Consider the following 14,805-nt stretch of genomic DNA (forward strand, 5'->3'; position numbering starts at 1 on the left):
AAGCACATATCGTGAAGAAGTTTGAGAATACAGGGGAAGACACGGAAGACTCGATTTCCATCGGGACGATTGGGCTGATCAAGGCGATCGAGAGCTATTCAAGAGGGAAGGGCACGAAGCTTGCGACGTATGCGGCACGTTAATGAGATTCTAATGTCATTACCATAGCTTTATATGGGCTGCGTAATCAGCAGCTCTATTCTTAAACTCACTTGCAGAGCTCCAATATTTCTAGGACTAATATATATTTAGCGGATCAATCAAGATAATATGGACTTGCAAATGTCTTTTATAACAAACGTTGAAAATGTAGCATATAGCAGACGTCTTACGGATGAAAAAATAAAATCCTTTTGTTAAGTCTTACAAAAGAAGTCCGTTGAACAGGCTCTTTACATAATGAAAATCTACCGTTGTTTTCTAGAACCTATCAATAATTTTATTGCAGTTTTTTCTTTACTATCAATAAAAATAGTTGTAAATCCAGGAACAAAGACCAGATCAAAACCACTGGGAGCTACAAATCCTCTTGCAATTGCAATGGATTTAATTGCTTGATTTAATGCACCTGCTCCCAACACTTGAATTTCTACATGACCAATTTCTCTTACTACGCCTGCTATTGCACCCGCAACTGATTTCGGCTTTGATTTTGATGATACTTTTAATACATTATCCATATACATGGGCCCCCTGTTTTTGATCACATGAATTTGATTACTAGAAGGAATATATTTATCGACAATCTTTGAATATATTCATCTCTAAATCAAACAGAACTATTAAGCGTATTACTCATGGCTAATGTAAGGAGATTAAAGAGAAATGATTAAAAACTTTCGCAATTTACTAACAGCTGAATCTAGTTCCTTTCATTATACATGTAGTTTGTATACAAACTATCTTTTTTTATCGATATGTGTATGGAATTAGGTAAAAGGAGGCATTGAAGTTGGGTTCTGCAGGTACGATGAGAATTAAAAATAAAGAGTGGTAAAGTATGAAAGATAAGGCTTGAGCCCTATTGAAATTCCTGGAATTTTTTGAAAAAGAAAGTTTAAATTATTTCTGATTTAATGTCTGCTAACAAAACAACCTCTTGTTAACACAATTACATATAATGCAACTTATTCCGTATATAAAAAACAACAATCTTTACGAAAAGAGTCTTATTGAATTAAAGCAGGAAAAAAGACGTTAAGATTGAACAAGATAATGAATGAAATAATAGTACTAATAGGGGGTGCTGATATCAGTATTCATTCTGTACTCAATAAGAAAACACTGAATCGAACATTGCTTGCTCGGCAGCTGCTTTTAACAAGATCATCATATACAGCCAATGAAGCTATTTACCACCTTGCAGGACTTCAAGCTCAAGCACCCCATGCACCATATATTGCGTTATGGACGCGTCTGCAGGCATTTTCTCATCATGAGTTGACAACACTTCTCACGAACAGAAAAACTGTGAGGATGGCTCTTCATCGGGGGACTCTGCATCTTGTTTCATATAAAGATGCGCTTGCATGGCGTGTACTGATGAAGCCTGTTTTTGATAAGGCGGTACGTTTATTCAGCAAGAAATTAGAAGGCGCAGATCTTGAGGTTCTTATGAAAGAAAGCAGAAAGCTGCTGGAGGAAAAGCCGTGCACTCTTCATGAGTTAGGTCTGGTATTCAATGAAAGGTGGCCGCATGTTTCACCCGATATTATGGCTAATCTTGTTCGTTCTTTGGTTCCACTCGTGCAGGTGCCGCCAAGAGGAATATGGGGATTCAGTGGAAAAGCTTCACATACGACACTGGAATATTGGCTTGGGGATAGAGAAATTCGTGCTGCTGGGATGAATGAGCTCATTCTTCGCTATTTTCAGGCATTTGGTCCAGCTTCGATAAAGGATATACAAGTATGGTCTGGGCTGACTGGTCTGAAGAAGGAAGTAGAGCTGATGCGTCCACAGCTTCGGTCATTTAGAGATGAAAATGGTACAGAGCTTTTAGATGTCCAAGACGGCCCGATTCCAGAAGAAAATACACCCGCCCCAGTTCGGTTTCTTTCAGAATTTGATAATATGCTCCTTTCTTTTCAAGATCGATCGAGAATAATGGAGGATCGTTTTAAAAAACGTATTTTTACGAAAAATGGGATAATCCGTCCTACGGTCCTCGTAGATGGATTCGTGAAGGGAATTTGGAAAATAGAAGAGCAAAAGAAGATAACAGTTTTAGTAATTGAACTTTTTGATAAGATCAGTGTGAAGGAACAACGTGCTTTGTTTGAAGAGGGCCACAAACTATTAAATTTTATTCATCCTGAAAAAGATGGAAAAAGCATCACGATAAATAAAGAGGAGTTTGCTAAACAGCAAACTTCCTCAGACTTCCAAGAGTGATGCGCCATAAGAGCAGGGAAGACAAGGAAGACTTGATTTCCATCGGAACGATTGGGTTCATCAAAGCCATTGAGAGTTACTCGATAGGGAAGGGCACGAAGCTTGCGACGTATGCGGCCCGTTGTGTGGAAAATGATATTCTAATTTCATTACTAAAGCTAACTTTATTGTCTGTTTTTATTTTATTGTACATAAAATAATTTATCTTTTCCTTAAGTTAAGAAAACTAACCTTACAAAAAATTTAATTAAGTAAATCTCTTGTTTTGATTCAAATTGGCTACCATGGGGGTAAGCATTTTTCTAAGCTGTGACTGCAAACTTGGAATATTCAACTCATTAGTGAAGTTTCAAATATAAGAATGGATGTAAATTGGGAGCTGAAACAGCTCTTTTTTTCTTGTGATTTTTTCAATCATTCTTTTCTGAGATGCATGTTCCAAGGGAAATAGCTAGCACAGCTAAGTCGTTTGTTTTGCTCCCAACGAATTTTTTCAGGAGTCAAGCCTATATCTTAAGCTTGCTTTGGGATAGGGGAATCTACTGGGAAGAATGGGGAGTTTCCCCGATACCTAAATCATTCATTGCTTCTTAAAATATATGTAGATGCAGTATATCAAGTAAAGGAGATGCAGCATGCCGAAACCTATTCTTGTTCAACCTCAATCTATCCGGTCTTATAACAGGGCATTTGCTTCACATTTTGCAAAATCCATTTTTATTACGGTAATTTTGCTTGCGGTATTGGTTTTTATAGGAACACGTATGTTTACACACCTTGATTTAAATCTGTATGGGTATATGGTGGGGACGCTTGTCTTTATAGGAGGATTTTTTTACAGGTTTATCGCTTGGGCAGAACGGCCTCCAACAAAGAATTTAATTAAAAAAGGGATAAGGCTGTTGTTTCGGAAGTCCACCACGAAAACGGCAACCAACCATATGGTCACACACCAATTTATCTGGAATCGGGGAATTTACCGATGGGCCCAGCACTTTTTAATTGGATGGGGATGTATCCTCTCTTGTTTTGTGACGTTTCCCCTCGTCTTTGGATGGATGTATTTCACAATGGAGGAAAACGGTTATTACACAGTGGTGGGTATGGGGATCAATTTGATGAAAGTTAAAGCGGACGGAGTTTTATCCTTTTTCTTTTATAATGCGCTTAATATTACAGCCATTATGGTAATTGCCGGTGTTAGCATGGCCCTTTATCGCCGATTGAAAAATATGCAGGCAAGAGCAGAACAAAAGTTTCTTTATGACTTTCTGCCGCTTTACATGCTTCTGCTTGTCAGTGTGACGGGTCTCCTTTTAACGGTGATGAACGTCTTTTTTCATGGCAAAGGCCAGCCGGTGATGTCTCTGATCCATCAGTATTCTGTAATCATAACCCTACTCTATTTACCATTTGGAAAGCTGGCGCATATTCCATTCCGTGCCGTCAGCGTGTTTGCAAAAAACTATCGCGAGCATTACGGATCTCAGTCCATGAAAAACTGCCGTGTATGCGGTGATCCATTTGTCTCAACGGAACAATCAAACGATGTGATACAAATACTAAACGAAAACGATATTCAATTTAAGATGCAGGAAGGATTTCACCTGGCTGAACTTTGCCTTCCTTGCAGGAGGAAGTACCGGATGTCTAGGTTTTCCGGATTCAACACACATGAGGCAAAAGTCAAGGAGGCCAACCAAAATGCTAAGGGATAAATTCTTTAAAGAGGTAGAAAACGTTCAACATCCAAATGAGAAACTCGTTAAAACACATTGCAGCTATTGTGGCATGCAATGCGGCATGAACTTACGCGTAAATACCCATACCAATAAAATTATTGGGGTGGAACCGAGATATGACTGGCCAGTAACCGTCGGAAAAATGTGTCCGAAGGGGGTAACCGCCTATCAGCAAACCAATCATAAAGATCGTCTTTTAAAGCCGCTTATCCGGGACCATGCTGAATTGAAAGGAACGAAAGAAGGTTTTCGGGAAGCGAGCTGGGAGGAAGCATACAATCTGATTGCAGAGAAATTTACGAACTTGCAGGCTCAATATGGAAAAGATACACTCTCTGTCTTCAGTGGTGTCTCCATGACCAACGAAAAGTGTTACTTAACGGGTAAGTTTGCAAGAGTAGCCCTGGGAACACGCTATATCGACTATAACGGACGATTCTGCATGTCCAGTGCAGCAGGTGGTTTTCTCCGCTCATTTGGGGTAGACCGGGGATCCACACTCCCCTGGACTGATATTCATGAGACCGATTGCTTATTTATTGCAGGCAGCAACACCGCAGAATGTCATCCAACATCCATGTTTCGTGTGTGGTCTGTGCAGGAGCGAGGAGGCTACCTCATCGTTGCTGATCCTCGTGAAACGCCCATTGCTCGAAGGGCTGATGTGCACTTGGATTTAAAACCCGGCACAGACCTTGCCTTGGCCAATGGGATTGCTCATTTGCTTATAAAAAAGGGATATATGGATGAAGCGTTCATTCAGCTCCATACGAACGGATTCCAAGAAACCAAAGAGCTATTGAAGCTTTTCACCCCAGAGTATACGAGCAAAATCACTGGAGTGGAAGTAGAGAAAATCATCCGAGCCGCGGAGATTTATGGAAAGGCTCCAAATGCTATTGTGATGTTTGCCCGGGGAATTGAACAGCAACATAAAGGCGTGGATAATGTGTCAGCATATACCAATATGGCCTTAATTACGGGGAAAATCGGCAGGCCCTTTTCTGGCGTGGCTACATTTACAGGCCAGGGGAACGGGCAGGGAGGAAGGGAACACGGCCAAAAAGCCGACTTGCTGCCGGGCTACCGAAAACTTACCAATCCGAAGCATGTGGAGGAAGTGTGCCAGGTATGGGGGATAACGCCCGAAGAAATGCCAAAGCCAGGCGTTTCAGCGTACGAGATGTTCGAACTTATGGAAAAGAAAGAGATACGCGGGTTGTATCTGCTATGTTCCAACCCAGCTGTTTCCGCACCGAATTTGAATTTTGTTAGAAAAGCTATGAAACAACTTGACTTTATGGTTTGTGCCGATTTTTACTTATCGGAATCCGCACGTTTTGCGGATGTGGTTTTGCCCTCTGTTACATGGAGTGAGGATGAAGGGACGGTTACCAATCTCGAAGGGCGTATTATTAAAATCAACAAGGCCCAAGAACCGATCGGTGTATCAAAACCAGATTGGCAGATGCAAGTGGAGTTAGCGAAAAAGCTTGGTAAAGGTGCTTTTTTTGAGCATTTAAAAACTACCCGTGATGTAGCGGAGGAATTTAGGCTGGCATCTAGAGGTGGCTCTGCCGATTATTATGGTGCCACTTGGGATAAGATCGATCAGCAAGACGGCGTGTTCTGGCCATGTCGAAGTGAGGACGACAATGGGACACCTCATATGTTTCTCGATAAAAAATTCTATCATCCAGACGGCAAAGCCAAAATATGTGCCCTGCCTTACCGGCCGCCAGCAGAGGAAACAACGATGGAATATCCACTATCTCTGACGACTGGACGGGTGGTTTATCACTATCTATCCGGGAACCAGACAAGAAGAATTCCTTTTCTTCATGACATGTGCCCAGATCCATATGTGGAAGTTCACCCAACGACAGCGAAAGCTTACGATATAAACCATGAAGAGGTGGTTCGGCTCTATACAAAGAGAGGAGAAGCCACCTATAAAGTGAAAATTACGGAGGCCATTAGGGAAGATACGGTGTTTGTCCCATACCATTTCGGGGATGAAGATTCAATCAACTTACTAACCATTGCTGCACTAGATCCTATTTCACGCATGCCTGAGTTTAAAGTATGCGCAGCGCAACTATCAAAGATTGCCACAAAGGAGAACGGTAACCGTGAAGAAGAGACTGTATATTGAACTGGAAAACTGTATTGGGTGCCGTTCCTGCCTGGCAGCGTGCACTCAGTGTGGAGGCCATGAACAGCGGAACAGAAATTATGTTTATGATGTCAATCCTCTCATATCCAGGCAGACGATGCCTCTGATGTGCCTGCACTGCGAAAATCCCGCTTGTGCCAGAAGCTGTCCAGCGCAAGCCATCCAGATTCATGAAACCGGCGCAGTATTATCTGCACTGGTGGAAAAATGCATCGGCTGCCAAAATTGTACGATCGCCTGCCCATATGGGATACCTAAATTCGATAGCGAACAAAACCTGATGTACAAATGTGATTTATGTATAGATCGTACAAAGGACGGTATACCACCAATGTGTGCAAGTGTGTGCCCGTCAAATACCTTGCAGTGGCTAAGTGAGGAAGAAATTGCAACAAAGAAGAGCCAATTTGCTCTAGAAAATGAAAAGTGGGTGTCGAGCATGCCTTACCTTGAAGGAGGAACCAATGTGAAAATTAATCTTCCAGGTATTTTGCAGGGCGTAGAAAAGTTGTTTTAGGAGGAGAGCAATATGACAGACCGGAAAAACCACATTCCATTTGACGAAGATAACTATACCCATAACATTGAAAGAAACAATGAGCGAATGCTGGATCGTAGGGGTTTTATGAAAACACTTGTGGGAGCCGCTGGCCTATTCGCTATCTCTTCTCTGCCATGGGGAACCATTGCCGCAAAAGAACTCATGGGGCTGTCCAAAAAAGAGTATTCTCATAAGAAAATCGCTTCTCTGAAGGCTGTTGCTGTTGGAGATTCGGTGGATTTCTCTTTCCCGGGTGAACATGATAGCGCTCTGCTTATCCGTTTGAGTGAAACCCGTTTTGTTGCCTATCAAAATGCATGCACCCATTTGCGCTGCCCCGTGTTCTGGAAAAAAGAAGAGGATAAGATGATTTGCCCTTGTCATCATGGCGAATTCTCCGCCAAAACAGGCAAGCCGGTTGCAGGACCGCCTCGAAGGCCGCTGCCCCAAATTCAGTTGAAAGTAGAGAACGGTTTTATTTATGCGACGGGAGTGAAACGATATGAAGCGTAGTTTTCTTGGCGTTTTCCTGCTTGCTCTTATTCTTGCCATCAACATTGTTACTACACAGTTCATGGTACACCAATTCTTTTATGAGCATTACACCAACACACTTGCGTGTGTAGCTCTTAATCTCTTTTTATTTCCTGTGGCCCTTTTGATTTACAAAAAGGAAATTCATAAAGGTGGAAAAAAGTATGAACAATGAAACCTATCTTGATTTTTGTTTTATTCGAACCTTTGGAGGATCCGAAGAATCCTTATTGAGTAAAGTAGACAAGACTCTTAAGCACCTATTTAATCATCAACTTCTTCACTGGTACTTGGAAGAAAAGAAGAAAAATGGATTGGAGATTGTTATAGCAGAAGTACGAGGAATGAGTGAGTGGGCTTCTGAAGACGAAGTGTTGAACCATTTAGAGAAAACAGGGTGCTCTTCATTTTGGGAATACCTGCAAGGTTGTAAGTTTAACGTATATCCCGCTATGAAGGGATGTGGAAGCTGTGGAACTTGAGGCAATCAGAGCCCTGTTATCTTACGTATCCGAGCCTGTTGAATTAGCCATCTATGAAAAGGAAGTGAGGGATATCCCTTGGATGGCCCAAAGAATAAAGAAGGTTAAACCATGTCCAGACTGCACTCACCTTCGCTTGTATTTCAACGATTTTCATTTTTTAGCCGTCCCATTTAATAGTCTAGCATCGTTCACTAAAGACACTTGGACCACATTTGATGCGGACAGCTGCCTTTATTATGGAATCAGAAAGGAAAGATCAATATGAATAGAAAAATTCAGCTTCCTCTACAAACGGTGAACTTGATTGCCGGTTTTATGGTATGGGTCTTGATCTCTTCATTGTTACCTTTTATAAAAGAAGATATCAATATTCCTGCGGATAAGCTTGCATGGGTCACTGCGGTACCTGTCATATTAGGATCTTTACTTCGCATTCCACTTGGTTATCTTACTAATCGGTTTGGGGCAAGGAAACTATTTATCATCTGTTTTCTGATTCTATTATTTCCTGTTTTTTATATCGCCCACGCATCTACCTATGTCGATCTTTTAGTAGGTGGTCTGTTTCTGGGTGTAGGAGGGGCGGTATTTTCAGTAGGAGTGACTTCTGTACCTAAATATTATCCAAAAGAAAGGCACGGATTCGTAAACGGAATTTATGGAGCGGGTAACATTGGTACGGCGGTTTCCACCTTTGCAGCTCCCGTCCTTGCTTCTAAATGGGGCTGGACACTAACCGTTCAGTTTTATCTGGTGCTCCTTGCAATCATTGTAATCGCCAACCTTTTTCTTGGAGATCGACGAGAAGCGAAAGAAAGAACAAAACTATCTGAACAACTGAAAACTATCTATAAAAACGAAAAATTGTGGTTGTTCTGCCTTTTTTATTTTATTACGTTTGGTTCGTTCGTTGCTTTTACAATTTACTTACCTAATTTTTTGGTATCCAATTTCGGGTTAGAAAAGGTGGATGCCGGGATAAGGACCGCCGGCTTCATTATACTCGCAACCCTTATGAGGCCGGTAGGAGGGTGGCTCGCCGATCGCTTTCATTCTTTAAAACTACTCATGTTTGTCTTTGGTGGCTATACACTTTCCGCCTTGCTTCTGTCTTTTGCTCCATCTATCCAACTGTACACGCTTGGATGTCTGACCATTGCGTTTTGCGCAGGGATGGGCAACGGAGTCATTTTCAAGTTGGTTCCAAGTTATTTCCCGAAGCAAGCTGGCATTGTGAACGGTGTGGTATCCGCTATGGGTGGAATTGGAGGGTTCTTTCCTCCACTGATTTTAGCCGTTCTCTTTAAACTCACGGGACATTATGCCATTGGTTTTATGGCCTTATCGGAAGTGGCGTTGGCAAGTCTGGTACTCGTAATCTGGATGTATTACCAAGACCGTATAAGCATGTCGGCTCAAGTCTTAAACAGCACGGCAGAGGGAATCATGATCACGGATAAAGAAGGTAAGATTATTTCTGTAAATCCTGCGTTCAGCGAGCTGACGGGATATGAACCTGAAGAGGTAATCGGAAAAAACCCCAATGTCTTAAAGTCTGGTATTCAAGATCAAAATTTTTATAAAAACATGTGGCTGTCTATTGAAGAAAAGGGGTATTGGCAGGGGGAAATCTGGAATCGGAGAAAGGACGGACAAAACTATCTTGAATGGCTGACCATCAGTGCCATAAAAAATGAAGCAGGAGAAATCAACCAATATGCCGGCATGTTTAGTGATATCACATACTATAAGACAGAGAGCATGTAAATCAGGAGGAGCGATGATGGGAGAACCATCCAAACAATCAAAGGAAGCGGTAATATCTTATATCATACAAACCCAGGAAGAGGAAATGAAGCGTATTTCCTATGAACTTCATGAAAGTGTTGGTCAAACCCTGTATAGCTTCTATACAGGGTTGCAGTTTATTCAGAGCGGAATTACCGACAACCAGTTGAAACGCTTTGCGGAAGAAATGGAGCAGTCGTTGGAACGATCGATAAAAGAGATCCAAATGGTGTCTGTTGAACTTCATCCACCAACTCTAAGTACACTTGGCATCTATCCTGCTTTAAAAAGTTATGCGAAGCAATTTACAGCGACATTTGGCATTGAAGTAGAGATAGAAGAAGGAGGAAAGGAGAAAAAGCTGCCGGAAGGGCAAAATGTAACGTTATTTCGAGTGTGCCAGGAGGCTCTGCATAATGCAGCTAAGTATGCGGACACATCATTTATTAAAATCATCTTTACATGGGAGGCAGACTGCTTGAAGATAGAAGTAAAAGATTTTGGTAAAGGGTTTCAAATTGACGAAGTACAAACCCAGAGTTTTCCGGGAATACAGGCCATGAAAGAGAGGATGCATCTTGCTGGAGGTGAATGCATCATTTCCTCTCTTGTCGGGGAAGGAACGGAAGTGACAATGGTACTTCCTTTGTTGAATCCTTAGAGGAGGAGAGTAATTCATGAGAATTTTGTTGGTGGATGACCACGCCGTTGTACGGAGAGGACTGACGATGCTATTAAACGCACAGCCAGGAATGGAGGTTGTTGGCGAGGCTTCAGAAGGAAATGAAGGCATTCAAAAAGCACAGGAGCTGAAGCCTGATATTATTATTATGGATTTAAGCATGCCGCACGGAAAAGATGGTTTAAGTGCTACAACTGAGTTGAAGAAGCTTTTACCCGACGTTGCCATTCTTATTCTGACCATGCATGATGATGAAGAATATTTGTTCCGCGCCATTCAGTCCGGCGCTTCTGGATGTATATTGAAAAGTGAACCGCATGAAGAGCTAATTATGGCTATCCAATCGGTTTACAAGGGGAACGCGTATTTAAACCCCGCAGCGACAAAACGACTCATGGAGGAGTATTTAGTTAACGTTAACCGGGGAACCATAGATTCCTATAGCCTGCTGTCTGATCGGGAAAAAGAAGTTCTTACCTTAATTGCCAAGGGATATTCCAATAAGGAAATTGCTAATCAGCTGGTGCTTTCGGTAAAAACTGTAGAAACACACAAGGGGCACGTAATGGAAAAGCTAAAGATGAAGACGAGGCCTGAACTCGTGGCCTATGCCTTAAAAAAAGGATTGTTGGGCTATGGCGTATAAATCCTCATTTTTGATCGAACTTGAAAAACTGGCACAGGAGCTGCAAAGTTCTTTTGCAGGAATAGCTTTACAGGATGGAGCAGGATCTGATGTTCACTGGCGCTATGCGTGTGGCAACCGCAACGAAAAATACAAAAAGATTTCGGTGAGGTATGGCAAGGGGATTGCTGGAAAGGTAATCTCCACCGGTCGGGCGATTCAAGTGGATGAATTTCCTAAGAGTATTACGGGGAAAGCCGTCGAATATCCCATCATGTTGGCTGAACAATTGGTTTCCGCGTATGCGGTACCCCTAATATTAGCCGGCCAGCTGAAGGGAGTCTTATTAGTAGGCTACCATCAACAAACGGAAATAACTCAGACCCTAAAAGACCTTGTGCAAAACAAAGCGCTGAGAATAGAAGACCTTTACCTGTCTGAATCCCAAGAAGGGAGAACAGGCGACCGTGTATAGACTAAAGCAAGATGAAAAAGCAACGAAGGCTAACCTGGTTGTAGAGGTATCAGAAGGAGTCATAGAGCACATCAGTCAAGAAGCGATGGAAATGTTTAATTGTGGCGATAAGAAAGGGGAACTTCACTCGACCCTGCTACCTGAAACGGTTCTTTCCATCCTGCCGGAGGGAAAAGCAATAAGACAAAAAGGAATCAAATGCGGACAAGAAACCTTTTCGATTTACATAAAAAAACACTCATTTTCACTTCGAGGCGAAGACTTTTACCTTCTTTCCATTATGGAAACGGAGGAAGAATCTGAGCAAACTCTTAAGGAATTGTTGGATATTAAATTCGCCCTTGATGAGTCGGCGATTGTAGCAATGACTGATAAAAGAGGGAAAATAACATATGTTAATCAGAAGTTCGTCGATATTTCTCAGTTTTCCATGGATGAACTTTTGGGCAAAGACCATAGAATCATCAACTCCGGTTACCACTCAAAGGAGTTTATGAAAAACCTGTGGAAAACGATTTCTTCAGGAAACGTATGGCGTGGAGAAATTAAGAACAGAGCAAAAAATGGAGACGTTTATTGGGTAGATACGACGATTGTTCCTTTTTTAAATAGGGAGGGCCAACCGTACCAGTATTTAGCCATCCGTTATGAGGTGACAGAACATAAGAAGGTAGTTGAACAACTAAAGCAGTCTATTCAAGAACTTATGGATATCAAATTTGCACTTGATGAATCCTCTATTGTGGCCATGACCGATCAAAGAGGAAAGATCACCTATGTAAATGACATGTTTTGCGAGATATCCCAATATAGCCGGGAAGAACTGATAGGACGTGACCACCGTATTATCAACTCTGGCTACCATTCTCGTGAATTTTTCAAGAACCTGTGGAACACCATATCCGCAGGGAAAGTGTGGAAAGGTGAAATCCGGAATAAAGCGAAGGACGGAACGTATTACTGGATGTTTACCACCATTATTCCGTTCTTAAATGAAGAAGGGAATCCCTTTCAGTACATGGCCATTCGCTCAGAGATTACCGAAAAAAAACGGGTAGAACACGAATTACAACAGATGATGAGGCGCATTCTTGATGTCCAGGAGGACGAAAGGAAACGACTGGCCCGCAATCTTCATGACGGGGTGGGTCAAAATCTATACAGTCATCTAATTACCATTAATGTTATGCGGTCCCAGTTAAATCATCCACTCCTTGATCAGATGCATAAAGAAGCATCCGATTTAATTGAAGAGGTTCGGGATATTTCATGGGAACTTCGTCCGTCTGTTCTTGACGACCTAGGACTGGTACCGGCCATTCGCTCGTTTTTAACTCGGTATATCGAAAACTATGGGATTGATATTGATTTTGATTGTTCTCTCCCGCCTCAGAGGCTAAGTGTTGGGATTGAAACCACCATTTACCGAGTTATACAAGAAGCACTTACGAACGTGAGAAAGTATGCCTTGGTTAACCATGCCACTGTTGCCATTTGTACCGTAGAGGAAAAAATTCAAGTCAGAATCCGGGATAAGGGACAGGGATTTGATAACCGTCAGCTCCAGCGAGGGGTTGGTATTTTTAGTATGGAAGAACGTGCGCGGTCTGTAGGTGGCCGGTTTGCTATTCAGTCAAAAATGGGACGTGGCACTACCGTAATGGTTGAGTTACCAACACTGCCAGATCGGTAAGTTGATTTTCAAAAGATCTCCATCCCTTAAAGGTTTTGTTTTCGTGATACTAATCACGGAAACAAAACCTTTTTCAGGATATTCTAAAATAGTAAAAATGAAACCTACAATTCAATAAATGCATGTAGGAAGGGGATGGATATTTTGTTTTGTCACCAATGCGAGCAAACTCCAAAAGGCGGTTGTAAAACCATAGGGGTATGTGGAAAAGATGAAACTATTGCCAGCTTACAAGATACAATTATCTTTGGCTTAAAGGGTATTGCAGCTTATCGAACACACGCGAATCAACTTGGGTATACCGACTCATTCGTTGATGCTACGACTCATGAAGCGTTATATCTTACGTTAACCAATTCAAACTTCAATGTGCAGGAACATATTGATATGGCCTTAAAAGTTGGAAAAGCCGCGATTCGTGTAATGGAGCTTTTAGACCAGGCACATACTGATCGTTTAGGTATTCCTTCTCCTGAAAAAATTACACAAAATAAAATTGAAGGCAAAGCCATTTTGATTACTGGCCATAACTTGTTTGCATTGGAAGAACTATTAAAGCAAACAGAAGGAAAAAATATAAACATTTATACTCATTCTGAGATGCTACCAGCACACGGTTATCCTGAACTCAAAAAGTATGCACATTTGAAAGGAAATATCGGCAAAGCCTGGTATGATCAACGGCGTTTATTTGAAAAGTTTTCTGGGGCCATATTAGCCACCACTAATTGCGTAATGCCGATAAAAGGTGCTTATTCAGACAGAATGTTTTCGTACGAGGTAGCAGGTTTGGAAAAGGTTGTAAAAATTGAAAATGATGATTTTACTCCGTTAATCAATCGGGCATTAGAGCTTCCTGAGTCCAATATCGATTCTGACGAAATGTTAACTACCGGATTTCATCATCAAACAGTCTTGGGCATAGCTCCTGAAATTATCCAAGCTGTAAAAGATAAATTAATTCAACGTTTTTTTGTCATAGCAGGTTGTGACGCACCAGGAAAGGGTGGGGAATATTATCGGAATCTAGCGACCTCTTTACCCGCCAATACGGTGATATTAACCACCTCATGCGGAAAATTCCGATTTAATGATGTGGACTTTGGAAATGTACCCGGAACTAATATTCCACGTTATATAGACCTTGGCCAATGTAATAACTCCGTTTCAACTGTGAAAATCGCAGCAGCACTTGCTGAAGCATTGGAATGTGAAGTAAACCAATTGCCAGTTAGTATAGTTCTTTCTTGGTTTGAACAAAAAGCTGTAGCTATTTTACTCGGTTTGTTTAGTTTGGGGATAAAAGACATTCGTATTGGACCGAAACCTCCAGAGTTCATATCAAAAGGAGTCATGCAGGTATTGCAAGAAACATTTGATCTTAAACTTATTGGTAGTGTGGAAGAGGACTTGAACGTTATGCTTTCTTAGGTAATGATTGCAAAGAAGAAAATGGAAAATGGATGCTGAAAGGCCCGATACCTTTTAAATAAAGGAGCTCGGGTTTTTTATTGTTGTCAAATGAACTATTAATCGTATTTTCCCATAAATTGAATCAATATAATGTTTTTACTTTAGCAATCATTCCTCTTTGGTACAGACACCTAACAAGCCCAACCCGACATACAGATAAGAGTACGAAAAAATCACCGGGAGGTGTCTGAATGTCC

14 protein-coding genes and 2 pseudogenes are annotated in these 14,805 nt (G+C 41.6%); 15 read left to right on the forward strand and 1 reads right to left on the reverse strand.

Annotation, left to right across the window (positions count from 1 at the left end):
- A pseudogene (locus tag QYB97_RS24925) lies at positions 1-140 on the forward strand (sigma factor); the annotation flags it as partial.
- Positions 141-407: 267 nt separating this feature from the next.
- Here QYB97_RS24925 and QYB97_RS24930 read toward each other — a convergent pair.
- Positions 408-680 (reverse strand): stage V sporulation protein S, encoded by a 273-nt coding sequence (locus QYB97_RS24930; RefSeq protein WP_301168694.1) that lies wholly within the window; start codon positions 678-680, stop codon positions 408-410.
- Between the two features lie 523 nt (positions 681-1,203).
- Between QYB97_RS24930 and QYB97_RS24935 the strand changes: the two genes are divergently transcribed.
- The 14 genes and pseudogenes from QYB97_RS24935 to hcp all read left to right on the forward strand — a co-directional run bounded on the left by QYB97_RS24935 (position 1,204) and on the right by hcp (position 14,566).
- Complete coding sequence (locus QYB97_RS24935) at positions 1,204-2,394, forward strand: winged helix DNA-binding domain-containing protein (protein WP_301168695.1); 1,191 nt, start codon at positions 1,204-1,206, stop codon at positions 2,392-2,394.
- Positions 2,395-2,411: 17 nt separating this feature from the next.
- A pseudogene (locus tag QYB97_RS24940) lies at positions 2,412-2,555 on the forward strand (sigma factor); the annotation flags it as partial.
- Positions 2,556-3,029: 474 nt separating this feature from the next.
- Entirely contained in the window at positions 3,030-4,112 is a 1,083-nt protein-coding gene (locus QYB97_RS24945; protein WP_301168696.1) for a hypothetical protein, read from the forward strand.
- A complete protein-coding gene (locus tag QYB97_RS24950) occupies positions 4,099-6,291 on the forward strand; it encodes a molybdopterin oxidoreductase family protein (RefSeq protein ID WP_301168697.1) in 2,193 nt (730 codons plus the stop codon). The genes QYB97_RS24945 and QYB97_RS24950 overlap by 14 nt, the downstream gene beginning before the upstream one ends.
- Positions 6,269-6,829 (forward strand): 4Fe-4S dicluster domain-containing protein, encoded by a 561-nt coding sequence (locus tag QYB97_RS24955; RefSeq protein WP_301168698.1) that lies wholly within the window; start codon positions 6,269-6,271, stop codon positions 6,827-6,829. The genes QYB97_RS24950 and QYB97_RS24955 overlap by 23 nt, the downstream gene beginning before the upstream one ends.
- Positions 6,830-6,841: 12 nt before the next feature.
- A complete protein-coding gene (locus tag QYB97_RS24960) occupies positions 6,842-7,366 on the forward strand; it encodes a Rieske (2Fe-2S) protein (protein ID WP_301168699.1) in 525 nt (174 codons plus the stop codon).
- Positions 7,356-7,562 carry a hypothetical protein gene (locus tag QYB97_RS24965; RefSeq protein ID WP_301168700.1) on the forward strand — a complete coding sequence of 69 codons (207 nt, stop codon included), beginning with the start codon at positions 7,356-7,358 and terminating at the stop codon, positions 7,560-7,562. Before QYB97_RS24960 ends, QYB97_RS24965 begins: the two co-directional genes overlap by 11 nt.
- Positions 7,552-7,869 carry a hypothetical protein gene (locus QYB97_RS24970; RefSeq protein WP_301168701.1) on the forward strand — a complete coding sequence of 106 codons (318 nt, stop codon included), beginning with the start codon at positions 7,552-7,554 and terminating at the stop codon, positions 7,867-7,869. The genes QYB97_RS24965 and QYB97_RS24970 overlap by 11 nt, the downstream gene beginning before the upstream one ends.
- Before the next feature lie 264 nt (positions 7,870-8,133).
- Positions 8,134-9,639: a nitrate/nitrite transporter gene (locus QYB97_RS24975; protein WP_301168702.1), complete on the forward strand. Its 1,506-nt coding sequence runs from the start codon at positions 8,134-8,136 to the stop codon at positions 9,637-9,639.
- Positions 9,640-9,652: 13 nt separating this feature from the next.
- Positions 9,653-10,321 carry a sensor histidine kinase gene (locus QYB97_RS24980; RefSeq protein WP_301168703.1) on the forward strand — a complete coding sequence of 223 codons (669 nt, stop codon included), beginning with the start codon at positions 9,653-9,655 and terminating at the stop codon, positions 10,319-10,321.
- A gap of 16 nt (positions 10,322-10,337) precedes the next feature.
- Positions 10,338-10,988: a response regulator transcription factor gene (locus QYB97_RS24985; protein WP_301168704.1), complete on the forward strand. Its 651-nt coding sequence runs from the start codon at positions 10,338-10,340 to the stop codon at positions 10,986-10,988.
- Positions 10,978-11,442: a GAF domain-containing protein gene (locus QYB97_RS24990; RefSeq protein ID WP_301168705.1), complete on the forward strand. Its 465-nt coding sequence runs from the start codon at positions 10,978-10,980 to the stop codon at positions 11,440-11,442. The genes QYB97_RS24985 and QYB97_RS24990 overlap by 11 nt, the downstream gene beginning before the upstream one ends.
- Before the next feature lie 85 nt (positions 11,443-11,527).
- Complete coding sequence (locus tag QYB97_RS24995) at positions 11,528-13,135, forward strand: PAS domain-containing sensor histidine kinase (RefSeq protein ID WP_425589849.1); 1,608 nt, start codon at positions 11,528-11,530, stop codon at positions 13,133-13,135.
- Between the two features lie 135 nt (positions 13,136-13,270).
- A complete protein-coding gene (hcp, locus tag QYB97_RS25000; RefSeq protein ID WP_301168707.1) occupies positions 13,271-14,566 on the forward strand; it encodes a hydroxylamine reductase in 1,296 nt (431 codons plus the stop codon).
- The last annotated feature ends 239 nt before the right edge of the window (positions 14,567-14,805 follow it).

The sequence above is a fragment of the Fictibacillus fluitans genome, assembly GCF_030418125.1.
GTDB lineage: Bacteria > Bacillota > Bacilli > Bacillales > Fictibacillaceae > Fictibacillus_C > Fictibacillus_C fluitans.

Bases quoted from the DNA above. Each gene is read 5' to 3' on its own strand.
- QYB97_RS24970 (WP_301168701.1), top strand. From the start codon at position 7,552: ATGAACAATGAAACCTATCTTGATTTTTGTTTTATTCGAACCTTTGGA.
- QYB97_RS24985 (WP_301168704.1), top strand. From the start codon at position 10,338: ATGAGAATTTTGTTGGTGGATGACCACGCCGTTGTACGGAGAGGACTG.
- QYB97_RS24995 (WP_425589849.1), top strand. From the start codon at position 11,528: ATGGAAATGTTTAATTGTGGCGATAAGAAAGGGGAACTTCACTCGACC.
- QYB97_RS24980 (WP_301168703.1), top strand. From the start codon at position 9,653: ATGATGGGAGAACCATCCAAACAATCAAAGGAAGCGGTAATATCTTAT.
- QYB97_RS24990 (WP_301168705.1), top strand. From the start codon at position 10,978: ATGGCGTATAAATCCTCATTTTTGATCGAACTTGAAAAACTGGCACAG.
- hcp (WP_301168707.1), top strand. From the start codon at position 13,271: ATGGATATTTTGTTTTGTCACCAATGCGAGCAAACTCCAAAAGGCGGT.
- QYB97_RS24965 (WP_301168700.1), top strand. From the start codon at position 7,356: ATGAAGCGTAGTTTTCTTGGCGTTTTCCTGCTTGCTCTTATTCTTGCC.
- QYB97_RS24950 (WP_301168697.1), top strand. From the start codon at position 4,099: ATGCTAAGGGATAAATTCTTTAAAGAGGTAGAAAACGTTCAACATCCA.
- QYB97_RS24945 (WP_301168696.1), top strand. From the start codon at position 3,030: ATGCCGAAACCTATTCTTGTTCAACCTCAATCTATCCGGTCTTATAAC.
- QYB97_RS24930 (WP_301168694.1), bottom strand. From the start codon at position 680: ATGGATAATGTATTAAAAGTATCATCAAAATCAAAGCCGAAATCAGTT.
- QYB97_RS24975 (WP_301168702.1), top strand. From the start codon at position 8,134: ATGAATAGAAAAATTCAGCTTCCTCTACAAACGGTGAACTTGATTGCC.
- QYB97_RS24960 (WP_301168699.1), top strand. From the start codon at position 6,842: ATGACAGACCGGAAAAACCACATTCCATTTGACGAAGATAACTATACC.